The sequence below is a fragment of the Stenotrophomonas sp. PFBMAA-4 genome (assembly GCF_030053215.1).
In the GTDB taxonomy this organism is placed as follows: domain Bacteria; phylum Pseudomonadota; class Gammaproteobacteria; order Xanthomonadales; family Xanthomonadaceae; genus Stenotrophomonas.
On record NZ_JASGBW010000004.1, the window covers coordinates 177,375 to 203,387 of the forward strand.

Below are 26,013 nucleotides of genomic sequence, written 5' to 3' on the forward strand. Positions count from 1 at the left end.
ATTCCCAATACATGGCCAAGATCGTTGTGACCGGCGGCGCTGCGCTGCACGGTGAAGTGAGCATCTCCGGCGCGAAGAACGCCGTCCTCCCCATCCTCTGCGCGACGCTGCTGGCCGATGCGCCGGTGGAGATCACCAACGTGCCGCACCTGCACGACGTGGTCACCACGGTGAAGCTGCTGGGCGAACTGGGCGCCAAGGTCACCATCGACCAGGGCACCCTGTCGCGCGGCAGCGCGATCGTGGTCGACCCGCGCCCGGTCAACCAGCACGTGGCCCCCTACGAGCTGGTCAAGACCATGCGCGCCTCGATCCTGGTGCTGGGCCCGCTGCTGGCCCGCTTCGGCGCGGCCGAAGTGTCGCTGCCCGGCGGCTGCGCGATCGGTTCGCGCCCCGTCGACCAGCACATCAAGGGCCTGCAGGCGCTGGGTGCTGACATCGTGGTCGAGAACGGCTTCATCAAGGCCACCGCCCAGCGCCTGAAGGGTGGCCACTTCACCTTTGACATGGTCAGCGTCACCGGCACCGAGAACGTGCTGATGGCGGCCGTGCTGGCCGAGGGCACCACCATCCTCGACAACGCCGCGATGGAACCGGAAGTGACCGATCTGGCGCACTGCCTGATCGCGCTGGGCGCGAAGATCGAGGGCCTGGGCACCGCCCGCCTGGTCATCGAAGGCGTCGAGCGCCTGTCCGGTGGCCGCCACGAAGTGCTGCCCGACCGCATCGAGACCGGCACCTTCCTGGTGGCCGCGGCGATGACCGGCGGCAAGGTGACCGTGAACCGCGCGCGCCCGAACACCATGGACGCGGTGCTGTCCAAGCTGGTCGAGGCCGGTGCGACGATCGAGACCACCGAAGACAGCATCACCCTGGACATGCACGGCAAGCGGCCGAAGGCGGTCAACCTGACCACCGCGCCGTACCCGGCGTTCCCGACCGACATGCAGGCGCAGTTCATGGCGCTCAACTGCGTGGCCGATGGCGTGGGCGTGATCAACGAAACGATCTTCGAGAACCGTTTCATGCACGTCAACGAACTGCTGCGCCTCGGCGCGGACATCCAGGTGGAAGGCCACACCGCCATTGCCCGCGGCCACGAGCGCCTGAGCGGTGCGCCGGTGATGGCCACCGACCTGCGCGCATCGGCGTCGCTGATCCTGGCCGGCCTGATGGCCGACGGTGAGACCACCATCGACCGCATCTACCACCTCGACCGTGGCTACGAGAACATCGAAGAGAAGCTGTCTTCGCTCGGTGCCACCATCCGGCGCGTGCCATGATCCTGCGCGGCCGCTTCAGCCCCCGCCGCAAGGCGCTGCTGGCGCTGGTGCTGATCGTGCTGGCGTGGCTGGGCTATGCCTGGTACGCCAACCTGGCCATCACCAAGGGCATCGAGCAGAAGGACATGGACTGGAATGGCGATGGCACGGTCAGCCGTGACGAGATCATCCAGTCGTTCTATGCCGTTGCGGTGAACGACAGCCAGGAAGGCAACCGCCATTGCCGCACGTTCGTCTGGCGCAGCAGTGGCCAGCAGATCCGGGTGGACTGCCGTACCGAGTTCAAGCCGGCCGAAGCGGAAGAGAAGAAATAAGAGAACGCCCGCGCAAGCGGGCGTTTTCTTTACGGTAGCGCCGGGCCATGCCCGGCGAGCGCGCAGCGCGGAAGCAGAAGCCGCCGGGCATGGCCCGGCGTTACCGCGGTAGGGTGGGTCAGTTCAGCGCCTTGATGGTCAGGTCCAGCGCATCGCGGCCGCCTTCGCGCTGCAGGATGCGGGTCGGCACCGGGAACTCGGGCACGATCCAGGCGATCTGCTCCTTGTCGCCATCCACGCGCGACACCTTGGTGGCCTGGTAGCTCTTGCCGCCCACGGTTACCGCTTCCTTGCCCACGACCTTGTAGGTCATGTTCTTGATACGGCCCTCGTCGACCATGCGGTAGGTCAGCGGCTTGCCGGCGGCCAGGTCGCGGGCGATGGCCAGGTTGATCAACAGCGCATCCATGTCACCGGCCTTCAGCGCGACCGGTCCGGCGCGGTCCGGCTTGATGTCGCCGGTCCAGGTGGCCTGGTTGCTGGTCCAGTTGTAGTTGGCCTGCACGTTGCGCTTCTTCACCAGCAGCGCCGAGCGGTCCTGGCTGCTGAGCGGGCGCAGCTGGCCACGTACTTCCTCGAACACGGTGCTCTGGCTGAGGTCGGCCAGCTGGTTCTTCACCTGCAGGTTGTAGCGCCACTTGCCGCTGCCTTCGCTGGCCAGGGTCATGGTGCCGTTGGCCTGCATGCCCATGTAGCTGGCCAGGTAATCAGCCTTGAACGGCTGCAGGGCCATGGCCGGCAGGCTGGCCACCGACAGTGCGGCAGCGGCGATCCAGGTCAGCGGGCGGGTCAGGGTCGTCATGCTCATACTCCTTGGTATTCGATCAGGCGCAGGTCGACACGGTCCTCGCCATCTTCGCGTTGCAGGATGCGCACCGGCGTGGGGACACCGTTGGCGATCCACAGAATGGTTTCGTTGTTGCCGCCGTTGGTGCGGTACACCTTCAGCGCGTTGTAGGACAGGTCGCCGACCTCCACGTTCTCGGTCTGCGCGGCCGCCTGGTAATCGTGCTGGCGCACCTTGCCCAGTTCAACGTAGCGGTAGTGCATGGCCACGCCGGGGCGGGCGTCGCGCATCAGCGACAGGTTCAGCAGCAGCGCGCTCTGGTCGCCGGGCTGCAGCGGAATGGGTTTGGCGCGGTCCTTCTTCACATCGCCGGTCCACTGCGCGGTGCCGGTTTCCCAGTTGTAGGTGCCCACCGCTTTCTTGCCCAGGAACAGGCCTTTGCGGACGGTGCTCTGGCTCAACGGCGCGTAGACGCCATTGCGCACGTCGAACACGGTGCTCTGCTCCAGGTTCAGGCCGAGCACGCTGGCAAAGCCGCGGCGGCCGACCACCTGCATGTCCACCCGCCACTGGTTGCCGCCGGTGTGGGTCACCTGCATGGTTGCGTCGCCAGCCTCCTTGCCCTTGTAGAAGGCCTGGTAGGTGGCACTGAACGGCTGCAGCGGCGGCGGTTCCCAGGCCATGGCCGGCAGCGCGGGCAGGGGCGGTTCGGCCGGTGCCTCCACCACGGGCGCCGGTTCGGCCGACGGCGGGGTCTGCGCCCAGGCGGCACAGGCGAGCACGGCGAACGGCAGCAGCAGGAATTTGCGCAACGGGGGCGTGTTCTTCATGGCAGGCAGGAACCGCAGGAGGTGGCAGGATGCCAGCCCCGCAGTCAGCGGGGCGTGTGCACGGGCGTTACCGGTTCAGGTTCCCGGCGGAATCTAGAGCCAATGGGCTAAACAGGGGGTGACCGTCGAGTGTCGGCCGGCCCTCCCGTTCAGCCAGGCGGCCATCGCACAGCAGCTGCAGGGTGGCGATCAGCAGGGGATGCTCGACCGCCAGCACGCGATCGGCCAGGCGGGTTGCGTCATCGCCGGGCAGCACCGGCACGCGCGCCTGGGCCAGCACGGTGCCGGCATCCAGCTCCGGCACCACCAGGTGCACGCTGGCCCCATGCTCGGCGTCGCCGGCATCCAGGGCACGGGCGTGGGTGTGCAGCCCCTTGTAAAGCGGCAGCAGGGAAGGATGGATGTTGACCAGGCGGCCGTTGAAGCGCTGCACGAAGCCGGCACCGAGGATGCGCATGTAACCGGCGCAGACGATCCAGTCCGGGGCCATGGCGTGGACGGCATCGCCAAGCGCCTGTTCGTAGGCAGCGCGGTCGCTGAAGGTCTTCGGCGCGTGCGCCCAGCGCTGTCCGGGCCCGACCCGCTGCAGCGCGGCCGCATCGGGGCGGTCGGAGAACACGCCCACCACCTCGGCCGGCAGGCGGCCGGCCGCGATCGCATCGAGGATGGCCTGCAGGTTGCTGCCACGGCCGGAAGCCAGTACGGCGATACGGGCGGTCATGCGACGACGGCGCTGCCCGGTTCGCTGAAGCTGGCCACGACTTCGGCACGCAGCAGCACAACCAGTGCATAGACGCCCAGCGCGATGCCCAGCGCACCGCCCAGGCAGGCCGCGCCGGCGGCGACCATGCACAGCGTGCGCTGGCGGCGCTGGGACAGGCGGCGCGCCGCGGTCAGGCTGAGGCCGCCCAGCGCGGCAAAGACCAGGCTGGCACCGACGAAGAGCGCGGCCAGCAGGGCCGGAGACGCCTCGGGATCGGTGCTGTGGCTCTCACTGACATAGCCGCCGGCGGCTGCGAGCAGCAGCAGGACGGCCAGCACCAGCTGCAGGCCGCCGTAGATGTAGAACAGGATCTTCAGCGAATGCAGGTGGCTGTTGACCTGCAGATCGGTCCAGCCGCGTGGCCGGTTCAGCGGGGGCGGGGCGACGGCCATCGGCAACTCAGCTTCGGGTAGGGACGTTGGCGGCAAAGGCGGCCTTCACCTGTGGCCGCAGCAGCACGATCAGGGTGAACACGCCCAGCACGGTGCCGAACGGGGTGAACAGGCACGACAGGCCGGCCACGACCAGGCACAGCAGGTAGCGCCGCCGCTGCTTCAGGCAGCGCCCGGCATAGGCGATGAAGCCGGCCATCACCAGGCCAAGCGAGACGACGCCGCTGCCCATGATGATGAACAACCAGCCCGCGAACTGCTGTTCCTGCGCCGAGCTGGGCTGGCCGTTGGAGCTCATCGGCAGGGTGCCGTTGAGCATGGCGATGCCCATCACGATGTGGAACACGAAGATCAGGGCGAACACCGCCGCCAGCCCGGCCACCACGTAGTGGAAGATCGAGAGCAGGCGCAGGTGGTCGTTGTCCTGCGAGGTCAGCCCGGGCACGGCCGGTGCCGGGGGCGGCACCGGTGCGGTGGGCAGGGGGGGCGTAGCGTCCATGCGGGCTCCTGGGGGCGTATCAGGCAATGCGGACGCGCTCGGCGCCGCTGGCGGTGACCACCTGGCCGATCGGCCAGTGAGCCAGGCCCTGCGCCTGCACGGCTTCGGACACGGCAGCGACCTGCTCCGGGGCGACGATCAGCACGAAGCCGATGCCGCAGTTGAAGGTGCGCCACATTTCGCTGTCGACGACGGCGCCTTCCTTCTGCAGCCACTGGAACACCGGCGGCAGCGGCCAGGCCGAGGCCTGGATGTCCAGGCCCAGGCCTTCGGGCACCACGCGGATGATGTTCTCGGTCAGGCCGCCACCGGTGATGTGGGCCATGCCGTGGATGGCCGCGCCATGCGACTTCAGCAGCGACAGGATCGGCTTGACGTACAGGCGGGTCGGCGCCATCAGCGCATCGACCAGCTTCACCCCGTCTTCCAGCTCCAGGTCGGCCGGCTGGCCGGCGCGGTCGTAGATGCGGCGCACCAGCGAGTAGCCGTTGGAATGCGGGCCGGAGGAGGCGATGCCGATCAGCACGTCGCCGGCGGCCACGCTGGCGCCGTCCTTCAGTTCGCTCTTCTCGACCGCAGCGACGGTGAAGCCGGCCAGGTCGTATTCGCCCGGGGCGTACATGTCGGGCATTTCAGCGGTTTCGCCGCCGATCAGCGCGCAGCCTGCCTCGGTGCAGCCGTTGGCGATGCCGCCCACGACCGCCGCGGCGGTGTCGATGTCCAGCTTGCCGGTGGCGAAATAGTCCAGGAAGAACAGCGGCTCGGCGCCCTGCACCAGCACGTCGTTGACGCACATGGCGACCAGGTCGATGCCGATCGTATCGTGGCGGTTCAGCTGGTGGGCCAGCTTCAGCTTGGTGCCCACGCCGTCGGTGCCCGACACCAGCACCGGCTCGCGGTACTTGTTGGACAGGTCGAACAGGGCGCCGAAGCCGCCCAGGCCGCCCATCACTTCCGGGCGGAAGCTGCGCTTGACCAGGGGCTTGATCCGCTCGACCAGTTCGTTGCCGGCGTCGATGTCGACGCCCGCATCACGGTAGGTGAGGGGGGAGGGGGCGGAAGACGGGGTGTTGGTCACGGGCGTCGGCGCTGGCAGGGGTTGAACGGGCGATTTTAACAGGCCGCATTGGCGCAAAGTCCGTATTCGGGCAACAATTCCCCCCGGATACGTCGAGCCAATGGATGTCCTGATGCGCCGCAGCCTTATTCCCACCCTGCTCCTTGCGCTGTGCCTGCCGGTGGCCACGATGGCCCAGAGCGGCCTTCGCACCGAGGGAGATGTCGCCACCGCCAGTGGTGCCTACGAGGCCGAAGTGCCCGTCAACAGCCAGGCCGAGGCCGACCGCAACGGTGGCCTGGCCCGTGCCCTGAGCGTGGTCCTGGGCAAGCTGTCCGGTGACCGCAGCGTCATGTCGCGTCCGGGCGTCGCGCAGGCCCTGCGCAACGCCAAGGACTACGTGGCCAGCTATGACTTCAAGCAGGACCAGAGCGTGGGCGCCAGTGGCGCACCCAGCTACCGGACCCTGCTGGTGGCCCGTTTCCGCGAAGATGACGTCGATGCGCTGGTGTCGGCCCTGGGGCTGCCGCTGTGGCCGCAGCCGCGGCCGAAGCCGGTGGTCTGGCTGGCGGTGGACGACGGCAGTGGCCCGCGCCTGGTCAGCGTGCAGCAGGCCAATGCCGCGCGCCCGCTGCTGAACCGGGCCATCGAGCGCGGCTACAAGCTGGGCCTGCCCAGTGGCGGCGCCGCCGAACAGGCCCTGGCCGGCGCGATCTGGCGCCAGGACAGCGCTGCGGTGGCCCGCGCGTCGTCACGCTACTCGCCGCCGATGCAGCTGATCGGCAAGCTGTACCGCGCCAATGGCGGCTGGCAGGCGGACTGGGTGTTCGTCGACAACGGCCGCGAGCTGAACAAGTGGACCACCAAGGACGCCAACGCCATGCGCGCGATGGCGGCCGGTGCCGACGGCGCCGCCGATGCCCTGGTCAAGCGCTACGCCAAGGCCGGCGCGGCCACCGGTGCAGCCGGTGCCTACCGCGTGGTGGTGACCGGCATCAACAGCGCCGATGAGTACCTGCGCCTGGCCGCCGGCCTGCGCGAGGTGCCGGTGGTGCGCAACGTCACCCCGCTGCGGGCGACGGGCGACCGCCTGGAGCTGAACCTGGAAATGACCACCGGCCTGGCCGGCTTCAACCGCATGCTGGGTGACAACGGTGTACTGGTGCCTTCGGCGCCCCTGCCGGCCCTGCCGGCGCCGATCGATGACAGCACCGGCGCACCGCAGCCGGCCCCGGTCAGCAACGAGTACCGACTGCGATGATCCAGGCCCCGGAAGCGGAAATCGCGCAGTTCCTGCGACGGCTGAAGTACGTGGCCGTCGCCCTGCTGATCGGCTGGGTGGTGTGGCTGCTGGCCCCCATCCTGACCCCGTTCGTGCTGGCCCTGGCGCTGGCCTGGCTGGGCGACCCGCTGGTCGACCGCATCGAGGCCACGGGCCGTTCGCGCAATACCGGCGTGGTGCTGGTGTTCGTGGCCATGGTGCTGGTCATCACCGCGCTGCTGCTGGTGCTGGTGCCGATGATCGAGCGCCAGATCACCACGCTGATGGCCGCCGTGCCGCAGGCCCAGGCCTGGCTGATGCAGACCGGCATCCCCTGGTTCGAGCAGAAGACCGGCCTGGAAGTGATGCAGTGGATGGACCCGGACCGCCTGATCGAGTGGGTGCGCAGCCACTGGCAGCAGGCCGGCGGCTTCGCCACGACCTTCATGGGCTATGTCTCGCGCTCGGGCTTTACGGTGGTGACCTGGATGGTCAACCTGGCGCTGCTGCCGATCCTGGCGTTCTACTTCCTGCGTGACTGGGACAAGCTGGTCGAGCGCGTGGCCTCGGTGATCCCGCGCAACCACATCGGCACGATCACCAACCTGGCCCGCGAATCCAACGAGGTGCTGGGCGCGTTCATCCGTGGCCAGTTCCTGGTGATGGTGGCGCTGGGCGTGATCTACGCCGCCGGCCTGTCGATGGTCGGCCTGAAGCTGGGCCTGCTGATCGGCCTGGTGGCTGGCCTGATCAGCTTCATCCCTTACCTGGGCGCGACCACCGGCATCGTGATGGCAGTGGTGGCAGCGCTGGTGCAGGCACAGGGCATCGACCTGAAGCTGCTGCTCCTGGTCGGCGTGGTGTTCACCGTGGGCCAGCTGCTGGAGAGCTACGTGCTGACCCCGCGCATCGTCGGCGACAAGATCGGCCTGCATCCGGTGGCGGTGATCTTCGCGGTGATGGCCGGTGGCCAACTGTTCGGTTTCCTCGGCATGCTGCTGGCGCTGCCGGTGGCGGCGGTCAGCAACGTGCTGCTGCGCTATGCGCACCAGCGTTACCGCCAGAGCGAGCTGTACGTCGGCGAAAAGCCGGCGATCGTGCTTGATGGCGTGATCGATGCGCCCCATATCATCCTCGACCCCTACGAGAACGGCCCGGACCCGAAGTGATTGGTGTGCCGCAACTTCCGCTGGCCCTGCATTACCCGCGGGACCAGCGCCTGGAGACCTTCATCGGCGCGCCGGATGGCGCGCTGGCGCAGCTGCGTGCGATCGCGGTGGGCGACAGCCATGATTGGGTCTACCTGGAAGGTGCGGCAGGTACGGGTAAGACCCACCAGGCGCTGGCGATGTGTTCCAGCGCGCAGCAGGCCGGGCGCCTGCCGACCTACGTGCCGCTGGCCGGTGCGGTCGGCCGGGTGGCGGCGGCGCTGGATGGCCTGGAGCAGCGCGAGCTGGTCGCGCTGGATGGCTTGGATGCGGTGGCGGGCCATCGCGAGGACGAGATCGCGCTGTTCGACTTCCACAACCGCGCGCGCGCGGCGGGGGTGACGGTGCTGTACACGGCGCAGCGTGCGCCGGGCGAGCTGGGTCTGGTGCTGCCGGACCTGCGTTCGCGGTTGGGCCAGTGCGTGCGCGTGCTGCTGCAGCCGCTGGACGAGGAAGGCCGCGCGGCGGTGCTGCGCGAGCGCGCGCTGCGGCGCGGGCTGGCGATCGACGAGGCGGCCATCGAGTGGCTGCTGTCGCACACCGGGCGCGAGCTGGGTGGGTTGATCACGCTGCTGGACTGGCTGGACCGGGAATCGCTGGCGGCGAAGCGGCGGATCACGGTGCCGTTCCTGCGCCAGGTGCTGGAAGAAGGCCGCCCTCGCTACTGAGGGGTAGGTTTTTCTTTGCAGGGCTGCCGCCCTGCACCCGCTGGAGCAACGTCAAGATCAAGTGCTGGCTTCCTGAGGGGAGGCGGGGCGCTGTGGGTTTGCGGGGACGCCGTAAACCCATCCATGGGGGCTTGGTCGCCGCATCCATGCGGCTCACACCCCGCAAGCCCACAGCGCCCCGCCTTCGACAGGTTCCCGCGGCTCTTGGTGGGTGTCGACCGTTGGTCGACACCACGCGGGAATGAATTTCCTGTAGAGCCGAGCCTATGCTCGGCTTTCTTGCATGGGGGCAATCGGCCAAAGGCAGCCGAGCGTGGGCTCGGCTCTACAGGAGCAAGTGAGCGAGCGTAGCGACGCGATCCGCTTTTGCTTTTCTTTTTCTTTTCCGTGGCTGGACGCGCACGGAAACTGTCAGAGGCCGGGCGGGATGGCTACGCGGGGGTGTCTGCGGCATGGATGCCGCGGACAAGCCTCCATGGATGGATTCACGGCGTCCCCCGTGTAGCCATCCCGCCCGGCCAAGCACGGCTTTGCAGTCGAGCAAGCTCGACTCTACCGACCACGCTGCCAGCCACGAGGGGCTCAGCCGTTCGCTGCCAACTCCGCGTCCAGCGCACGCAGCCGATCCACCGTCCCGACATCGGTCCAGCGCCCGCGATGGTGCTGCCCGGTCATCAACCCCTGCGCCATGAAATGCTTCTGCAGCGGCACCACCGAGAACTTCGGCGGGTCTCGCTCGCTGCCCGGCGCATCGCCGATCACTGCGCGCCAGTCCGCCACGATCGACGGGCGGTACACGCCGATGCCGGCATAGGTCAGGCACGGGCCTGCGCGGTCGTGGTGCAGCAGGCCCTGCGCATCCAGGCGGTAGTCGCCCTCCGGGTGCTGCGCCGGGTTGTCCACCAGTACCAGGTGTGCCTGGCCCTGCGGCTCGCGGGGCAGGGTGGCGAAATCGAAGTCGGTCCAGATATCGCCGTTGACCACCAGGAACGGCGCATCGCCCAGCTGCGGCAGCGCGTTGAGGATGCCGCCGCCGGTTTCCAGCGGGGTCCCGCCTTCGTGCACGAAGTGCAGCTGCAGGCCCCAGTGGCTGCCATCGCCCAGCGTGGCCGGGAACTGCCCGGCCAGCCATGCGGTGTTGATGACCACCTCGCGCACGCCCAGTGCGGCCAGCCGCTCCAGGTGCCAGACGATCAGCGGCTTGCCGGCCACCGCCAACAACGGCTTGGGCGTGTGCAGGGTCAGCGGGCGCATGCGCTCGCCCAGGCCGGCGGCGAAGATCAGGGCTTTCATCAGCGCACCACGCGCATCGGTGCGGCCAGTTCGGCCACAGCCGGCTTGATGCGCACGTCCAGCAGCTGCTGCAGCGGGGCCAGTTCGGGGTAGCGCGGCAGCACTTCGTCCAGGTAGCCAATGAAGCGCGGCACGTCGTCCAGGTAGTGGCCCTTGTTGTCGCGGTAACGCAGGCGGCTGAAGATGCCCAGGCACTTCAGGTGGCGCTGGATGCCCATCCAGTCGGCGTCGCGCAGGAAGGTCGCGCGGTCAGGCACCGGCAGGCCGGCGTCGAGCGCACGCTGGTGGTACTGCGCCAGCCATGCGTCCACGCGCGGCAGCGGCCAGCTCAGGAACGCGTCCTTGAACAGGCTCACCGCGTCGTAGGCGATCGGGCCACGCACCAGGTCCTGGAAATCGAGGATGGCCGGACCATCGTCGACCGGCATCAGGTTGCGCGGCATGTAGTCGCGATGGGTCATCAACTGGGCCTGGCCCAGCGCGTTGTCCATCAGCAGGCGCTGCGCCTGCTGCAGGCCTTCGGCCTCGGCGGCTTCCAGGGTGATGCCCAGGTGGCGTTGCAGGAACCATTCGTCGAACAGGCCGGCGTCGCGCTGCAGCAGGGCTTCGCCAAAGCGGCCGAAATCATCCGGCACGGGAATCGCCTGCAGGCGCAGCAGCTGGTCGATGGCGCGGCCAAACCAGGCATCGGCATTGCGTTCGTCCAGCACCTTGGCCAAGGTCGGGCCACCGAGGTCCTCCAGCAGCAGGAAGCCGGCGTCGAGATCCTGGGCGAGCAGGGCGGGCACGCGCAGGCCGTGGTCGTGCAGCAGGCCGCGCATGCGCAACCACGGCTGCGGATCTTCCAGGCCGGGCGGGGCATCCATCACGATGTGGCTGCCGCCGCGGCTGGTGGTACGCCAATAGCTGCGCAGGCCGGCGTCGACCGAGGCGCGCTCGACCACCGTGTTGGCGTCGTCCAGCTGGGTGCGGGCCCACTGCAGGCGCTGCGCGCTGCGCTGGGGATCGGAGGCAGGTTCGGTCATGCAGGCAGTTCCGGGCGCGACAGGCGCGCCACGCTCAGGGGGAAAAGAGGGAAGAGGTGTGTCAGCGGCGTGGGGTGAACAGCCGCATCAGCGCCAGCACGGCCACCGCGCCGACCACGGCGCCGAGGAAACCGGCCGGCTCGCCGGGGGCGTACCAGCCCATGTACTGGCCGAACCAGCCGGCCACCAATGCGCCGACGATGCCGAGCACGATGGTCAGCAGGCAGCCCATGCGGTTGTTGCCGGGCATGAAGAAACGCCCGAGCAGGCCGACGAAGAAGCCGACCAGCAGGATGTACAGCCAGCTGCTGCTGCCGAACAGACCATTCATGTGCATGCGTTCCGCTTGGGGTGGACGCAGCCTAGCAAGGCCAGGCTGCGTCCGTCACGGGTGTGCGATCAGCAGCAGCCGTGGTCGCCGTGGCGGGTGCCGCTGTCGGCTGCCACCGGCGAACCGCTGGTCTCGCCGCGCAGGCTGGCGGCGTAGTGCTCGCTGATGACCTTGGACACGCAGGCGGTGACCTTCTTGCCCATCGGGATGTGCAGGAACTCGTTCGGGCCGTGCGCGTTGGAGTGCGGGCCGAGCACGCCGGTGATCATGAACTGCGCGCCCGGGAACTTCTCGCCCAGCATGCCCATGAACGGGATCGAGCCGCCTTCGCCCATGTACATCGCCGGCTTGCCGAAGAAGGCCTGGCTGGCGTCGTCGATGGCCTGGGTCAGCCACGGCGCCATGGCCGGGGCGTTCCAGCCGGTGGAGGCCTTTTCCAGGTCCAGGGTGACCTGGGCGCCGTTCGGCGGATCGCGCAGCAGCGCTTCCTTCAGCAGTTCGCCGCAGGTCTTGCCGTCGGCGGTCGGCGGCAGGCGCAGCGACAGCTTCACCGAGGTCTGCGGGCGCAGCACGTTGCCGGCCGATTCCAGCGGCGGCATGCCACCCACGCCGGTCACCGACAGTGCCGGGCGCCAGGTGCGGTTGAGCACCAGCTCGGTCAGGTCTTCGTTCATCGGGCGCAGGCCGTCGACCATCGGGAACTTCTCGAAGATCTCGGTATCGACCACTTCGGCGGCACGCTTGGCCTGGGCCAGGCGCTCGGCCGGGATCTCCACGTTCATGCCGTCGATCAGGATGCGGCCGGTGTCCTGGTCCTCGATGCGCGACAGGATCTGGCGCAGCAGGCGGAAGCTGGACGGGATGACGCCGGAGGCATCGCCGGAATGCACGCCTTCATTGAGCACCTTGACGGTGAAGTTGCCGCCGGTCAGGCCGCGCAGCGAGGTGGTGCACCACAGCTGGTCGTAGTTGGCGCAGCCCGAATCCAGGCAGACCACCAGCGACGGCTTGCCGATGCGGTCGGCCAGGTGGTCGACATAGGCGGGCAGGTCGTAGCTGCCGGATTCTTCACAGGCTTCGATCAGCACCACGCAGCGGGCGTGCGGCAGGCCCTGGGCCTGCAGGGCCAGCACCGCCGCCAGCGAACCGAAGATGGCGTAACCGTCGTCGGCGCCACCGCGGCCATACAGCTTGTCGCCGCGCAGGACCGGGATCCACGGGCCGAGGTCCTCGTCCCAGCCGGTCATTTCCGGCTGCTTGTCCAGGTGCCCGTAGAGCAGGATGGTGTCGTCGCCGGTCTCGGCGCCGGTGGCCGGAATTTCCAGGAAAATCAGCGGCGTGCGGCCTTCCAGGCGGACCACCTCGACCTTCAGGCCGGGCAGTTCCTGGGCCTTGGCCCAGTTTTCCATCAGGGTGACCGCCTGTTCCATGTAGCCGTTCTGCACCCAGTTGGCGTCGAACATCGGCGACTTGTTGGGGATGCGGATGTAGTCGACCAACTGCGGGACGATCTCGCTGTCCCACTTGTCATTGACGAATTGGCCGAGCTTGGCGCTGTCCATCTGAAACTCCGGTTGCATGGGCGTGTGATGCGGCCATTCTACGCCTGTGCCGGGGGTAGGGTTTTTCCTACAGCACGTCGGGTATTTGGCTGGCTTTTAGAAATCCCGGAAACCGATAGTCTGTGTGCATGTGGTGACGGACACTGTTTCGACCGACGGGATTGCCGGTAGGGACGGCCAGAACCACAAGGAGATACACGTCGTGCCTTGGTCAGTCGTGTTCAGGGTGTTGGTACTGGGGATGTGGATGGTGGGGGCGCAAGCCGCCGAGCCGATTGACATCAACCGGGCCGATGCACAGGCGCTGCAGCAGGGATTGACGATGGTCGGGGCCGTAAAGGCAGCGGCAATCGTCGAGCACCGGCGCAGACACGGCCCATTTCATCGCGTCGAGGACCTGACGCAGGTGAAGGGGATAGGGACAGCAATCGTCGAACGGAATCGACAGCGGATCACCGTCGGCAACACGATGTTGCCAGCGGATCCGGTACCCGGATCGGTACCGGTGCGCTCCGTACCCAGGCGTTGACAGCAGGATCGTCGGGACCGGCAGGAGGCTGGTTCATCGGACACGGACAGGAAGGACGTGCCCACCGACCGTCGCAGGGATGCGGCACCAATCACCAGGATGGTGGCATCACAGACCTGTGGAAGGGGCTGAGATACAAGCAGGACGAACGCGGCCGCGTGCAGGATGCAACGCCGCCCCCACAGCGCAGGATGCGAGGGGGTGGCAGCAGGCCGACAAGGACGTAACGAGTGCCCGGTACGACACATGGTTGTGTCGCCGGGCATTTCGCTTTCTGGCGCGGGCACGTTCTGGCACGGCGCTGCACCGCCAATGGTGTAGGTTGGAGGTTCCCCACGGATTGGAACCTGCTGGATGCGCCTGCCCCGCCTGCCCCTGATGCTCGCCCTTGCCCTGGCCCTGCCGTTGGCGGCCCAGGCCGCCACGCCCGCCACCGCTACCGCCGAAGTGCGTGGCCCGACCGATCTGAAGCCCGGTGAGTACCTGTGGCACCCGGAAGTATCGCCGGCCGGCCCGATCGTGCTGGTGGTCAGCCTGGATGAGCAGCGCGCCTACGTGTACCGCAACGGCATCGCCATCGGCCTGAGCACGATCAGTTCGGGCAAGGCCGGGCACGAAACCCCCACGGGCGTGTTCACGATCCTGCAGAAGGACAAGGACCACAAATCCAACCTCTACAACAGCGCACCGATGCCCTACATGCAGCGGCTGACCTGGGATGGCATTGCCCTGCATGGCGGCAGCCTGCCCGGGCACCCGGCCTCGCACGGCTGCGTGCGCCTGCCGCAGGCGTTCGCGCAGAAGCTGTTCAGCGCAACCCAGCGCGGCGATACGGTGGTGGTGGCCGACGCCAAGAGTGCGCCGATGACCCTGGCCTACCCGGCGGTGCTGGCACCGGTGAACGCGCGTGGCCAGGCTCTGCCGGAAACTGAAGGCGCCAGCCCGGCCAAGGCCTGGTGGGACGATGCGGTCGCCCCCAGCGGCCAGGTCGGCATCCTGGTCAGCCTGCACGACCAGCGCCTGTACGTGCTGCGCGATGGCGTGATGATCGGCGAATCGCCGCTGCGGGCCGATGCGCTGCCGGCGTTCCAGGGCACCACGTTGTTCGTGATGGGGCAGGGCTTCAGCGATACGCCCAGCCCGCTGGACACGCAGCAGCGCCTGCACCAGTGGACCGCCTACCCGCTGCTGGGCCAGGACCGCGCGCAGGCCACCCCGGACCTGCTGGCCACGCCGTCGTTGCCGATGGCGCTGCCGGCCGATTTCGCCCGCCAGCTGTACCAGGTGCTGGTGCCGGGCACGACCCTGCTGGTCACCTCGCTGCCCGCGGTGCGCCCAAGCGCGGCTGAATCGGGATTGCAGCCGGTCTTGGAATCCGAACCTGCCACGCCCACGTCGAAGAAGTCCTGAGTGAATACCGTGTGCCCATGATTGCTTCACGCACGCGCTGGCAGGCCGCCTGCGGCCTGCTCGCGCTGGTCGCCGCCGGCAGCGCTGTCGCCGCAGCGCCGCCCGCCACCGCCAGCACCGACGACCTGACCGCGCTGCTGGCGCGCACGGCACCCAACGCCGACCGCCACGTATTGAAGCTGGCGGCGACGGCGTTGCGCTGCGCCCTGCAGCGGCCGGAGCTGGGCATCAAGGCCGAGCGGCTGGGCGTGATCGACTATTCGCGGCCGTCCACCGAGCAGCGCCTGTGGGTGTTCGACCTGGCGCGGCAGCGGCTGCTGTTCGAGGAATGGGTGGCGCACGGCCGCAACAGTGGCGGCAACCGCACCGAGCACTTCTCCAACCGCGATGGCAGCTTCATGTCCAGCATCGGTGCGTTCACCGCGCAGGAAACCTACATGGGCGGCAACGGCTATTCGCTGCGCCTGGACGGGCTGGAGCCGGGCTTCAACGACAAGGCACGTGACCGCGCGATCGTCATCCACGGTGCGCCCTATGTGAACCCGACGATGGCCCGCCTGCAGGGCCGGCTGGGCCGCAGCCTCGGCTGCCCGGCGGTACGCCTGTCGGTGTCGCGGCCTCTGATCGATTCGCTGCGTGGCGGCACCCTGGTGTTCGCCTACTATCCCGACCCGCAATGGCTGCAGCATTCGCAGCTGCTGTCGCCGCAGTGTGGCGAAGCGGGCGGCGTTGCTGCGCGGTGATGCGCGATCGCGCGCGGCATGATGCAATGCGCGCATGGACATAGATGCTCTGCTGCGCACCCCGAGCCAGGTGATCTCCAGCCTGGATTACCGCCGCGAACGCTGGCGCAACGGCCTGGGCTGGACCCGCGAGATCCTGCGCCTGCCCGCGCAGGGTGATCACTGGGCGCTGCGCCTGTCGGTGGCCGAGATCGAGCAGGACGCCGCGTTTTCGGCGTTCCCCGGCGTGGAGCGCGAGCTGGTGCTGCTGCAGGGCAATGGCGTGCGCCTGCGTTTCGCCGATGGCCGCGTGGCCGAGGTACTGCCACCGCACGGGCGCGTGCGCTTTGCCGGTGAGGAAGCGCTGGACGGCGAGCTGGTCGATGGCACCACCCACGATTTCAACCTGATGTGGAAGCGCGGGCTACTGCAGGCCGAACTGCTGCACCGGCCGCTGGTGGGGTCGATGTTCTTCTTCTGCGAGCCGGGCGTGGCCTGGGCGCTGTACCTGCTGGCCGGGCATGCGGAATTCAGCGCGGACAGCGGGCTGCCACGGATGCAGGCCGGCGATACCGCGTGGTTGGGTGCTGGTGAAAGGCAACGGCATGCATTGCAGGGCGGCGGTGAGTTGTTGGCGATACGGGTAACGCGCGCCGGGTAGCGCCGGGCCATGCCCGGCATCGTGGGGCGCCATGGGGCGTCATCCACGCATGGCGTGGATCTACTGGGCAACGAGCATCGCAGTAGATCCACGCCATGCGTGGATAAGGCAACGCCAGGCGGTGCAGGGCGGCGGTGAGTTGTTGGCGATACGGGTAACGCGCGCCGGGTAGCGCCGGGCCATGCCCGGCATCGTGGGGCGCCATGGGGCGTCATCCACGCATGGCGTGGATCTACTGGGCAACGAGCATCGCAGTAGATCCACGCCATGCGTGGATAAGGCAACGCCAGGCGGTGCAGGGCGGCGGTGAGTTGTTGGCGATACGGGTAACGCGCGCCGGGTAGCGCCGGGCCATGCCCGGCGTGGTGGGGTGTCATGGGGCGTCATCCACGCATGGCGTGGATCTACTGGGCAACGAGCAGCGCAGTAGATCCACGCCATGCGTGGATAAGGCAACGCCATGCATCGCAGGGCGGCGGTGAGTTGTTGGCGATACGGGTAACGCGCGCCGGGTAGCGCCGGGCCATGCCCGGCGTGGTGGGGCGCCATCCACGCTAGTACACGTCGCGGCGGTAACGACCGGCCATCAACAGTGCTTCCTTGCCCTCGGCACCGAGCACCTGTTCGATCACCGCATCCACCGCCGGGGCCATGCCCTGCAGGCTGCCGCAGACCAGGATCGTGGCGCCTTCTTCCACCCACTGCCGCAGCGTCGCTGCTTCGGCCAGCAGCCGGTCCTGCACGTAGCGGTGGGCGCCGCCATCGCGGCTGAACACCGCATCCAGCCGCGCCAGCGTGCCGTCGGCCAGCAGGGTCTGCAGCTCCTCGCCGAAATGGAAATCGTGCGCGGCCGAACGTTCGCCAAACAGCAGCCAGGTGCGGCGCGCACCGCTGCGGGCGCGCTCGTGCAGGTGCGCGCGCAGGCCGGCAATGCCGGTGCCGTTGCCGATCAGCAGCAGCGGTACCTCGGCGGCCACGCCATGGAAATTCTGGTTGCGGCGCAGGCGCAGCTGCACCGGCTCCTGCATCACCGCGTGGTCGCACAGCCAGCCGCTGCCGATGCCGGGCGTGCCGTCGGCACGTAGCTGGCGGCGAAGCAGCAGTTCCAGCGCGCCATCGGCCATCACCGAGGCAATCGAGTACTCGCGATGCGGCAGCGGCTGCAGTGACGCCAGCAACCCGGGCAGGTCGCCCGGTGCGACGAGGCTGGGCAGGTGCGAGCGCACGACGCGATCCAGCAGGGCGACGCCATCGTCCAGCCGCATATCCGGATCGAAACCGCGCTCCAGCAGCCACGCGCGCGTGGCTGGCGCAGCGTGCTGTGGGCCGATTTCGGCGATGTCACCGGCCTGCCACTGCGCATCGCTGCCGGCCGGTGGCTGCAGGCGCAGCCAGTACACCGGCCCGCCGAGGCTGCCGGGGTTGAGGTGTTCGCGCTGCAGCAGCGGCCACGGCTGGTACTCCGCCGGGCTCCAGTCAGGCAGCTCGCTCACACCGCCGCCGATCTGTCCCAACAGCTGCTGCCAGTGGCGCAGCGCGGCCGGATCGGCGTTGTCGACGTCGATCGCATCGAACATCGGGTGCGCGCCGTGTTGGCGCAGCCAGTCGTCGAGCCGGTGGCCGAACGCGCAGAAATGGCCGTAGCTGCGGTCACCCAGCGCGAGCACGCCGAACTGCAGGTGGCCCAGCGAGGGTGATGTGCACATCACCCGGCGCAGGAAGGGCAGGGCGTGATCGGGAGCATCACCTTCGCCGGTGGTGCTGGCGATGAACAGTGCGCGTTGGCTCTGCGCCAGCAGCGCGGTGTCGACTTCATGCAGCCCACGCACGCGCACCGGCAGGCTGGCGGCACGCAGGGCCTCGGCGCTGCGTTCGGCCAGTTCGCGGGCGAAGCCGGTCTGGCTGGACCACACCAGCAGAAGCGGTACGACATCACCGCTGGCGGCGTCATCGCGCGGGCGCCCACGCCACCACACTGCGGTGCAAGCCAGCGCATACAGCGCGATGGCCAGCACGGCGCCCTGCCAGTGGCGCGTGGGCGGGGCACCCTGCCACCAGGCTTCGCCCAGGTGCAGGCGCAGCAGGGCGTAGCCGGCCACGGCCAGCAGCACCATCACGATGAGGTTGCCGAGCACGGCGCGCGTTGGCCGGCGGCTCATGCGGCCTGCTCGTCCAGCAGGCGCTGGAAGGCGCTGCTGAGATGTTCGCGCGGACCGTCGATCGCGCGTTCCAGGTAGCGTGCGGCCAGGCCTTCGCGCTCGGCCAGGGCCAGGCCCTGTTCGCGGCCGAGCACGGTCAGCGCGGTGGCCCAGGCATCGGCGTGCATCGCATCGTCGGCGACCACGGTCACTGCCGCTGCCACCTGGCGCACGGGCATGCCGGTGCGCGGGTCCAGGCTGTGGCTGTAGGCCTGGCCATCGGCGTGGTACTGGTGCCAACGGTCGCCCGAGGTGGCCACGGCCTTGCCATCCAGCGCCAGCACGCGCGGTGGCGTATCGCCGCGCGCGTCTTCTTCCGGGGCCGACTCCACCAGGACGCGCCACGGCTGTCCGTCGGGCTTGCGGCCGTAGCCGGCCAGTTCGCCGCCCACTTCGATCAGTGCCGCGGTGATGCCCTGCGCGCGCAGCCAGGCAGCGACGTGGTCGACACCGAAGCCTTTGGCAATCGCAGAGAGATCGAGTTCCAGGCCGCCAGGTTGCAGCAGGGTGTCAGCGCGCCACTGCAGCTGCTGCCAGCCACAGCGCGCACGCGTGGCCTGCAGGGTGGCAGCGTCGGGCACGCGTCGTGGGCCGGCCTGTGCACCGAAGCCCCACAGCGCGACCAGCGGGCCCAGGGTGGGATCGAATGCGCCGTCGCTGGTGGCGGCAATCGCCTGCGCGGCGGCCAGCACGTGGCGGGTTTCGGCCGGCAGCGGGCACCACTGGCCGGCGGCGGCGCGGTTGTAGCGGGCCAGGTCCGAGCCGGCGTCCCAGGTGCTCATCTGCGCGACCACCTCATCCAGGCGCGCCTGGATGCCGGCGTGCAGCGGGTGCAGGTCGCGCCGGCGAGGCGCCACCAGCGACACACTCCAGGTGGTGCCCATGGTGGTGCCGCCGAGGCGGGCGATGTCGAGCAGGGAATCGGTCATGGCGGGGCGTTGCAGGCGCGGTGCCGGGACGGGCCCGGCACCGCGGTCCACGTTACTGCGGCAGCACTTCCAGGGTGGCGACGTAGCTCAGGCGGCGCTTGGCGGCCTGCTTCACCGAGGTCTTGTTGTCTTCGGTACCGGTTTCCAGCCAGTACATGCCGGCTTCGGGCCAGGTCACCTTGATCTCGCCCTTGGCATCGCTGGTCAGCTTCAGCTCGTCCTGCGCGTTGCGGTAGCGGGTGGCGCCACGCACGATCTCGAATTCCAGGCCGGCGGTCGGCTTGCCATCCACCAGCACGCGGAAGGTGGACTCCTCGCCAGCGAACAGATCGTTCGGATGGCCCACGGCCACCAGCTCGATGCCGCGGTTGGTCGGCTTCAGCGCGGTGGCGTTCGGCGCGCCGTTGGTGACGAAGGTTTCCACGCGGCCCACCGACTGGCTCACTTCCAGCTTCTTCGCATCCTTGGGCAGTTCGCTGAAGGTCGCGGCGGTGCCACGCCAGCGCTTGCGCTCGCCGTTCTGTTCGTAGGTGGCGAACAGGCCGTCATTGACCGAGGCGATGCGGTAGGTGCCCTGCTGCTTCAGCTCGATGTCGAACACGCTGCGGTACTTGCCGGTGGCGGCGTTCTGCGGCTGTACGCTGCTGCCGTCCGGCGCGGTGATCACCAGCGATTCCAGGCGCAGCGGCACGTGGTTGAAATAGAACAGGTCGTTGGAGACCGCACCGTCGACGGTGATCCACGGCGCGTTGCCGGCGATGACGGTCTGCGAGGGCAGCAGCCAGGCCTTGTGGGCCAGGGCGGAGAACGGAAGGGCAGCGGCCAGGGCGGCGGCTAGGACGAGCGTGCGCTTCATGCGGAAGACTCCAGGGGTGGTGGTGGGGCCAGAGCCCTTCCTGCGGAAGGGATCCGACCCGGGGGTCATGCAGTTACGGTTTGACGGCGAGGGTGACCTGGCCCAGTTCGGTGGCGCCCTGCGCCTTGCCGTTCTGCGCGGCGGTGGCCGGCCAGGTGAAGGGGATCTTCAGCAGTTCGCGGCCGCCGACTTCGCGCACCGCTTCCACCACCAGGGTGTAGCTGCCCGGGGCCAGCTGCTTCAGGGCCGGCTGCTGGTCGTTGAACGACAGTGCGTGCTTGCCCGCCGGGCGGGTCGGACCGGTCACGCCATCCACCGGCACCTGCAGCGTGCGGCCGCTCTTGCGCCACCACTGGCGCAGGTCGGGCAACCACTTGGTGCCATGGCCTTCACTGTTGCTGGTCTGCTGGTACCAGACCGACAGGTTGGCGGCGACCTTCTGGTCGGCGCCTTCCAGCCAGACGGCCACATACGGGCGGTGGTATTCGGCCACGTTGAGCTTGGGCACTTCGACGTTGATGTCGAGGGTGGCGGCATAGGCCGGCGAGGTGGCCAGCAGGCCGCTGAGGGCGATGGTGAGGGTGACGCGCATGGGGCGGCTCCGGAGGGAACGGATGGAAGTCAGTGGATCAGCAGCAGGGCGATCAGCAGCGGGATCATCAGGCCCAGGCCGACCAGCGGCCAGGTCATGCGCCGCTGCCGCGCATGCAGGTGCAGCAGGAACAGGCCGGTGATGCAGAACACCAGGCAGGCCACCGCGAACAGGTCCAGGAACCAGCCCCACGCCGGGCCCGCGTTGCGGCCCTTGTGCAGGTCGTTGAGGTAGGACACCACGCCGCGCGAGGTCGATTCGTATTCCACTGCACCGCTTTCGCGGTCGATGCTCAGCCAGGCGTCGCCACCGGGGCGCGGCAGCGACAGGTAGATTTCTTCCGGCGACCATTCGGCCGGGCGCCCGCCGATGCCGATGTTCAGCTGCGCATCCAGCCATTGCCGGGCCGGCAGCGGAATGGGGGCGTTGCCGTCTTCGCGGTCACCCAGCGCGCCAATAAGCTCAGCCGGCAGTTCCAGCTTCTGGTTTTGCACCTGCGGTTTGGCTTCGATCTTCGCCGCGTGGTTCAGGGTCAGGCCGGTGGCCGCGAACAGCAGCATGCCGATCAGGCACACCGCCGAGCTGATCCAGTGCCACTGGTGCAGCGTACGCAGCCAGAAGCCACGGCTCTGTTGCTGCTGCACGGTGGAGGACACGGGACGGCTCACGGTGTTTTTCGGGGCGGGTGAAGACTACCCATTACAGCATTAATGAGAATGGCTCGCAATTAGGTGTCGTTGTGTATCCCGTGTGGGAGGAACCCGGGCAATGCCGGCCAGCGGCCGGCACTACCGGTGTGCAGTAGATCCACGCCATGCGTGGATGGCACAGCAGCGCAATGCCGGCCAGCGGCCGGCACTACCGGTGTGCAGTAGATCCACGCCATGCGTGGATGCCACAGCAGCGCAATGCCGGCCAGCGGCCGGCACTACCGGTGTGCAGTAGATCCACGCCATGCGTGGATGCTGGTCAGAACTTCGCGTTCAACGAGATCCAGTAACTACGGCGCTGGTCCTTGGTCGCATAGTCATCCACGCAGTTGAACTCGCTCTGGCTGATCAGCAGGCACGACTGCGAGACGAAGTCCTTGTCCAGCAGGTTGTTGACGCGTGCATTGAGGGTCAGCCACGGCGTGGCATCCCAGCTGCCGCCCAGGTGGAAGATCGTGTAGTCCTGGTAGTAGCGGTTGTGGCTGGCGCCGCTGGCATCGAGGATGGTGTCGCGGTAGCGGTCGTAGCGGCCTTCGCCGATCAGCGACAGGCTGATGGCATCGTTGAGCTGCCAGTTGAGGCTGGCGTTGGCCATGTGCTTGGCCGGGGTGGTGCCGGCGATCGGCAGGCCCTTCTGCGCGCCGCTGGTCTGCTCGCTCCTGGTCCAGGTGTAGTTGCCGCGCAGCTGCAGGTTCTGCAGCAGATCGACGTGCGCGGCCATTTCCACGCCACGCGTTTCGGCCTTGTCGATGTTCACGCTCTGGGTGAAGGTGCTGTAGCCCAGTTCCGCCCAGCCCGGTCCGATGTCCACGCAGTAGCCGCTGCCGGCCGGCGCCACTTCGCAGTTCGGGAAAGTGCCGCCGCTGGCGATCTTGTCATCGAACTTGTTGATGAAGCCGGTGACGTTCATGCCCCAGCGCTGGCCTTCGTAGTACGCGGCCAGCTCGTAGTTGGTGCTGGTTTCCGGCTTCAGGTTGGGCGAGCCCACCAGCGGCAGCACGCCCTGGCCGCCGAAGCCGCTGATGCCGGGGAACAGCTGGTCCGGACGCGGGGTCTTGTAGCCGGTGCTGACGCCGCCCTTGAGGGTCCAGGCGTCGCTGGCATTCCACACCAGGTAGCCGCGCGGGCTGACATGGCTGCCGAACACGTTGTGGTCGTCGTAACGCAGGCCGAAGGTCGCGGTCAGGGTGTCGGTTAGCGACCAGTTGTCCTCGGCGAACAGCGCCCACATGCGGTGCTTCTGTTTGGTGTTGCTGCGGTAGCCGGCGCCGTCCATGCCGAACACGCCGTCGATCATGTCGGTGTCGTTGTACTGGCCGCCGACGGTCAGCTTGTGCGCGCCGAAGTCGAGGTCGAGCATCGTGTCCAGCACGTAGCCTTCCAGTTCCATGGTGCGCAGCGGGCGCGGCAGGAAGGCCTGCAGGCGCGCCATCTCCTCGGCGTTGAGCGCACCCAGTGCGTTGCTGCGGCCGGCGGCGCAGTTGTTGGCGGCACCGGTGCGCTGGCAGACGTCGTTCCACAGGGTCTGCAGGTTGGCGCGCTCGTCCAGGGTGAGCGGCAGCGAGCGGCCGAGGTTGTTGCTCTTGCTGTGGGTCAGCGAGGTCTGCCACGTGCCGAAGCTGTAGCGGCCCTGGTGGGTCAGCGACAGCTGGTCGCGCTCGTAGCGCTGGTAGGCGGTGTAGCCCACGCGCGGCTGCACCACGCGGCGGGTGATCGTGCCGCTGCCGTTCGGGTTGGGGATGACCGCGTTGCCGACGCGCCACAGGCTGGCCAGGCTGTCCAGGGTGCCGGTCTGGCCTTCACTGTTGTCGTACTTCTGCCGCGAGACGTCGTAGTCCAGCCACAGCTCGTGGTCGTCGTTGATGCGGAAATCCAGGCGCAGGCCGGTGTTCCAGTTGGTGTTGGCCACCGACTTGCCGCCGCCACCGAAGCCGATGCTGCGCTCCCACAGCGTGCCATCGGGCAGGGTCAGCGCATCCCATTCGGGATTGGACGCCTTGGCATCGTAGTAGCTGCCGCGCACGGCCATGCTGATGCGGTCCTTCAGCAGCGGGCCGCTGAGGTAGACATCGGTGGTGCGCGCATCGCCGAACTGATCGTCCTGCTGCACGGTGAAGCCCTGGCTGAGCGAGCCGTGCCAGCTGTCCTGGTTGCGGCGGGTGATGATGTTGATGACGCCGCCCATGGCATCCGAGCCGTACAGGGTGGACATCGGGCCGCGCACCACTTCGATGCGCTCGATGGCCTCCAGCGGCGGCAGGTACGAGAACTGGCCGCCGCCGAAGTTGTTCGGGTAAAGCTGGCCGACATTGCTCTGGCGGCGGCCGTCGATCAGCACCAGGGTGTATTCGGAGGGCAGGCCACGCATGGAAATGGTGGCGCGGCCGTTCTTGTCGGTGGCTTCCAGGCCCACGTCGATGCCTTCGACGTCGCGCAGCGCATCGACCAGGCTGGTGTACGGGCGCTTGCTCAGTTCCTCGCGGCTGACCACGCTGATGCTGGCCGGCGCATCGACCACCTTCTGTTCGAAGCCGGAGGCGGTGACCACCACCTTGTCCAGGGTCTGCGGGGCGGCGGCTTCGCCGTGGGCCAAGGCGGGGCTGGCGAAGGCGGCCAGCACGGCGCTGGTCAGCAGGTGGCGGGACAGGGACGAACGGACACGATGGCGCTGGGCCATGGCAGTAACCTCGAAGGATGCAGGGTGGTGCGATGCCAGCGCGGAACGCGTGGCATGCACGGGGAGCCCCGGTCAGGGGCAGCAGGGATGCAGCAGGGGATGAAGCAGGCAGCGGCGCGCAGGCGCGATCGCAGGCGCGGTCACGAAGGGCCGGAGATCAGGCCAGCGGCGGCGCCTGGCCGCGTTGCTGGCGGCGCCCGGGCGCATCGGCCCACGGCGTGTCCGGCGTGGCCAGCGGCCAGTGCGGACGGGCCCCGGCGTGGACCGGGGCGAGGGGAATCAGATCCAGTTCACTGCGCAGCCATTGGCTGGCCAGCAGCAGCGGCGGCGGCGGTGCCTTGTCGGCGGCCTTGGTCGGCGTGCAGACGCAACGGCGCAGCTTGGCCGGCGCGTCTTCTTCCACCGGCACTTCACCACCGCGGCCTTCGAGGGGCTGCTGCCAGGCCTGCGCGGCGGCATCAGTCGCGTCGTGCGGCAGCAGCGGCAGCGTGCCCAGCAGCAACGCCAGCATCGCGACCCACGCCAACAGGCTGGCCAGTGCAGGGCGATGACCGCGCATGGCGGTACCGAACTGCACGAGGCGAAGCGGGCGAGGGCGGAACGGGCGACGCAAGGCAGGCAACCCCTGGGCGTACGCCGGACCATCCGGCGTCAACGGGGCGTGATTGTAATGAGAGCTGTTAGCGGTTGCAAATGAGAATGATTGCCAAAGTGTCGCAGGGCCGCTGCGCCGGCCTCAGACTTCGCTCCAGCGCCGCAGCAGGTTGTGGTACACGCCGGTCAGCTGCAGCACCGCAGCAGCGTCGCCGCCGGTCTGCCGCAGGCGTTCGATGGAAGTGTCCATCTCCCACAGCAGGCGCCGCTGCACATCGTCGCGGACCATGCTCTGCACCCAGAAGAACGAGGCCACGCGGGCACCGCGCGTTACCGGGTTGACCTGGTGCAGGCTGCTGGACGGGTACACGATCAGGTCGCCGGCGGGCAGCTTCACTTCGTGCTCGCCGTAGGTATCGCTGATCACCAGCTCGCCGCCGTCGTACTCCTCCGGCGCGGACAGGAACAGGGTGCAGGAGATGTCCGAGCGCAGCTGTTCGCCGTGGGCCAGGTTCATCACCGCGCCATCGACGTGGAAGCCGTAGGTGCCACCGCCGCTGTAGCGGTTGAAGCGGGGTGGCAGGATCTTCAGCGGGAGCGTGGCCGCAAAGAACAGCGGGTTGCGCCGCAACGCGGCCAGCACGCCCTGGCCGAGCTCGGCCTTCAATGGCGAGGCATCGGGCAGTTGCTCGTTGTGCTTCACCAGCGCGCCCTGGGCGCCGACGGTCTCGCGACCGTCGGCCCAATCGGCCGCATCCAGCCGCTGGCGCATCTGTGCCACCTCTTCCGGTGCAAGCACGTTGGGTATATGCAGCAGCATGGCGGTTCCTCGTCGATACGCGGGGGAGTCAGGCTCCCCCGC

At 68.5% G+C, this 26,013-nt stretch carries 27 protein-coding genes; 9 read left to right on the forward strand and 18 right to left on the reverse strand.

Features of this window, described 5'->3' with window-relative positions:
- Positions 1–11: 11 nt before the first annotated feature.
- A complete protein-coding gene (gene murA, locus QMZ26_RS04735) occupies positions 12–1,283 on the forward strand; it encodes a UDP-N-acetylglucosamine 1-carboxyvinyltransferase (protein WP_200733410.1) in 1,272 nt (423 codons plus the stop codon).
- The gene (locus QMZ26_RS04740; protein WP_079220907.1) at positions 1,280–1,597 is read left to right on the forward strand and encodes a hypothetical protein; all 318 of its coding nucleotides are present in this window, start codon (positions 1,280–1,282) and stop codon (positions 1,595–1,597) included. Before murA ends, QMZ26_RS04740 begins: the two co-directional genes overlap by 4 nt.
- Before the next feature lie 118 nt (positions 1,598–1,715).
- On the opposite strand, the gene QMZ26_RS04745 is transcribed toward QMZ26_RS04740, so the two are convergent.
- The 6 genes from QMZ26_RS04745 to purM all read right to left on the reverse strand — a co-directional run bounded on the left by QMZ26_RS04745 (position 1,716) and on the right by purM (position 5,946).
- Positions 1,716–2,399, reverse strand: a complete 684-nt coding sequence (locus QMZ26_RS04745; RefSeq protein ID WP_200733409.1) for a DUF3108 domain-containing protein — start codon at positions 2,397–2,399, stop codon at positions 1,716–1,718.
- 2 nt (positions 2,400–2,401) lie between these two features.
- Positions 2,402–3,214 carry a DUF3108 domain-containing protein gene (locus tag QMZ26_RS04750; protein WP_108746101.1) on the reverse strand — a complete coding sequence of 271 codons (813 nt, stop codon included), beginning with the start codon at positions 3,212–3,214 and terminating at the stop codon, positions 2,402–2,404.
- 67 nt (positions 3,215–3,281) lie between these two features.
- Positions 3,282–3,935, reverse strand: a complete 654-nt coding sequence (purN, locus tag QMZ26_RS04755) for a phosphoribosylglycinamide formyltransferase (protein ID WP_283220716.1) — start codon at positions 3,933–3,935, stop codon at positions 3,282–3,284.
- On the reverse strand, positions 3,932–4,369 hold the full coding sequence (locus QMZ26_RS04760) for a hypothetical protein (RefSeq protein ID WP_200733406.1): 438 nt from the start codon (positions 4,367–4,369) through the stop codon (positions 3,932–3,934). The genes purN and QMZ26_RS04760 overlap by 4 nt, the downstream gene beginning before the upstream one ends.
- Positions 4,370–4,376: 7 nt before the next feature.
- The gene (locus QMZ26_RS04765) at positions 4,377–4,868 is read right to left on the reverse strand and encodes a hypothetical protein (RefSeq protein WP_079220916.1); all 492 of its coding nucleotides are present in this window, start codon (positions 4,866–4,868) and stop codon (positions 4,377–4,379) included.
- A 19-nt stretch (positions 4,869–4,887) separates the two neighbouring features.
- Positions 4,888–5,946, reverse strand: coding sequence for a phosphoribosylformylglycinamidine cyclo-ligase (purM, locus tag QMZ26_RS04770; RefSeq protein WP_079220917.1), 1,059 nt, complete (start codon positions 5,944–5,946; stop codon positions 4,888–4,890).
- A gap of 112 nt (positions 5,947–6,058) precedes the next feature.
- Here purM and QMZ26_RS04775 point away from each other — a divergent pair, with 112 nt between their 5' ends.
- Genes QMZ26_RS04775 through hda form a run of 3 tightly spaced genes read left to right on the forward strand, consistent with a single transcriptional unit; the run spans position 6,059 to position 9,062 of the window.
- A complete protein-coding gene (locus tag QMZ26_RS04775; protein ID WP_283220717.1) occupies positions 6,059–7,186 on the forward strand; it encodes a DUF2066 domain-containing protein in 1,128 nt (375 codons plus the stop codon).
- Entirely contained in the window at positions 7,183–8,355 is a 1,173-nt protein-coding gene (locus QMZ26_RS04780; RefSeq protein WP_079220921.1) for an AI-2E family transporter, read from the forward strand. Before QMZ26_RS04775 ends, QMZ26_RS04780 begins: the two co-directional genes overlap by 4 nt.
- Entirely contained in the window at positions 8,355–9,062 is a 708-nt protein-coding gene (hda, locus tag QMZ26_RS04785; RefSeq protein WP_283220744.1) for a DnaA regulatory inactivator Hda, read from the forward strand. The genes QMZ26_RS04780 and hda overlap by 1 nt, the downstream gene beginning before the upstream one ends.
- 582 nt (positions 9,063–9,644) lie before the next feature.
- Here hda and murU read toward each other — a convergent pair.
- From murU to QMZ26_RS04805, 4 genes are all read right to left on the reverse strand, one after another.
- The gene (gene murU / locus QMZ26_RS04790; protein ID WP_283220718.1) at positions 9,645–10,355 is read right to left on the reverse strand and encodes an N-acetylmuramate alpha-1-phosphate uridylyltransferase MurU; all 711 of its coding nucleotides are present in this window, start codon (positions 10,353–10,355) and stop codon (positions 9,645–9,647) included.
- Entirely contained in the window at positions 10,355–11,380 is a 1,026-nt protein-coding gene (locus tag QMZ26_RS04795; protein ID WP_200733404.1) for a phosphotransferase, read from the reverse strand. Before QMZ26_RS04795 ends, murU begins: the two co-directional genes overlap by 1 nt.
- Before the next feature lie 61 nt (positions 11,381–11,441).
- Positions 11,442–11,711 carry a GlsB/YeaQ/YmgE family stress response membrane protein gene (locus tag QMZ26_RS04800; protein WP_108764310.1) on the reverse strand — a complete coding sequence of 90 codons (270 nt, stop codon included), beginning with the start codon at positions 11,709–11,711 and terminating at the stop codon, positions 11,442–11,444.
- 68 nt (positions 11,712–11,779) lie between these two features.
- Positions 11,780–13,273, reverse strand: a complete 1,494-nt coding sequence (locus QMZ26_RS04805) for a M20 family metallopeptidase (protein ID WP_079220928.1) — start codon at positions 13,271–13,273, stop codon at positions 11,780–11,782.
- Between the two features lie 241 nt (positions 13,274–13,514).
- On the opposite strand from QMZ26_RS04805, the gene QMZ26_RS04810 reads away from it, so the two are divergent.
- The 4 genes from QMZ26_RS04810 to QMZ26_RS04825 all read left to right on the forward strand — a co-directional run bounded on the left by QMZ26_RS04810 (position 13,515) and on the right by QMZ26_RS04825 (position 16,595).
- Entirely contained in the window at positions 13,515–13,802 is a 288-nt protein-coding gene (locus tag QMZ26_RS04810) for a helix-hairpin-helix domain-containing protein (RefSeq protein WP_234458503.1), read from the forward strand.
- 354 nt (positions 13,803–14,156) lie between these two features.
- Complete coding sequence (locus QMZ26_RS04815; RefSeq protein WP_283220720.1) at positions 14,157–15,212, forward strand: L,D-transpeptidase; 1,056 nt, start codon at positions 14,157–14,159, stop codon at positions 15,210–15,212.
- A gap of 17 nt (positions 15,213–15,229) precedes the next feature.
- Positions 15,230–15,955 (forward strand): murein L,D-transpeptidase catalytic domain family protein, encoded by a 726-nt coding sequence (locus tag QMZ26_RS04820; RefSeq protein WP_079220931.1) that lies wholly within the window; start codon positions 15,230–15,232, stop codon positions 15,953–15,955.
- A gap of 34 nt (positions 15,956–15,989) precedes the next feature.
- Entirely contained in the window at positions 15,990–16,595 is a 606-nt protein-coding gene (locus QMZ26_RS04825; RefSeq protein ID WP_283220721.1) for a HutD family protein, read from the forward strand.
- 554 nt (positions 16,596–17,149) lie between these two features.
- On the opposite strand, the gene QMZ26_RS04830 is transcribed toward QMZ26_RS04825, so the two are convergent.
- The 8 genes from QMZ26_RS04830 to QMZ26_RS04865 all read right to left on the reverse strand — a co-directional run bounded on the left by QMZ26_RS04830 (position 17,150) and on the right by QMZ26_RS04865 (position 25,971).
- Positions 17,150–18,754 (reverse strand): sulfite reductase subunit alpha, encoded by a 1,605-nt coding sequence (locus tag QMZ26_RS04830; protein ID WP_283220722.1) that lies wholly within the window; start codon positions 18,752–18,754, stop codon positions 17,150–17,152.
- Complete coding sequence (locus tag QMZ26_RS04835) at positions 18,751–19,722, reverse strand: FAD:protein FMN transferase (protein ID WP_283220723.1); 972 nt, start codon at positions 19,720–19,722, stop codon at positions 18,751–18,753. Before QMZ26_RS04835 ends, QMZ26_RS04830 begins: the two co-directional genes overlap by 4 nt.
- A 52-nt stretch (positions 19,723–19,774) precedes the next feature.
- Entirely contained in the window at positions 19,775–20,578 is an 804-nt protein-coding gene (locus QMZ26_RS04840; RefSeq protein WP_283220724.1) for a DUF4198 domain-containing protein, read from the reverse strand.
- A gap of 73 nt (positions 20,579–20,651) precedes the next feature.
- A complete protein-coding gene (locus QMZ26_RS04845) occupies positions 20,652–21,170 on the reverse strand; it encodes a DUF2271 domain-containing protein (RefSeq protein ID WP_108760238.1) in 519 nt (172 codons plus the stop codon).
- Positions 21,171–21,199: 29 nt separating this feature from the next.
- The gene (locus QMZ26_RS04850) at positions 21,200–21,838 is read right to left on the reverse strand and encodes a PepSY-associated TM helix domain-containing protein (protein WP_283220725.1); all 639 of its coding nucleotides are present in this window, start codon (positions 21,836–21,838) and stop codon (positions 21,200–21,202) included.
- 301 nt (positions 21,839–22,139) lie between these two features.
- Entirely contained in the window at positions 22,140–24,557 is a 2,418-nt protein-coding gene (locus QMZ26_RS04855; protein WP_283220726.1) for a TonB-dependent receptor, read from the reverse strand.
- A 157-nt stretch (positions 24,558–24,714) separates the two neighbouring features.
- Complete coding sequence (locus tag QMZ26_RS04860; RefSeq protein WP_283220727.1) at positions 24,715–25,116, reverse strand: hypothetical protein; 402 nt, start codon at positions 25,114–25,116, stop codon at positions 24,715–24,717.
- Between the two features lie 177 nt (positions 25,117–25,293).
- Positions 25,294–25,971, reverse strand: coding sequence for a Fe2+-dependent dioxygenase (locus QMZ26_RS04865; RefSeq protein ID WP_283220728.1), 678 nt, complete (start codon positions 25,969–25,971; stop codon positions 25,294–25,296).
- Positions 25,972–26,013: the final 42 nt, after the last annotated feature.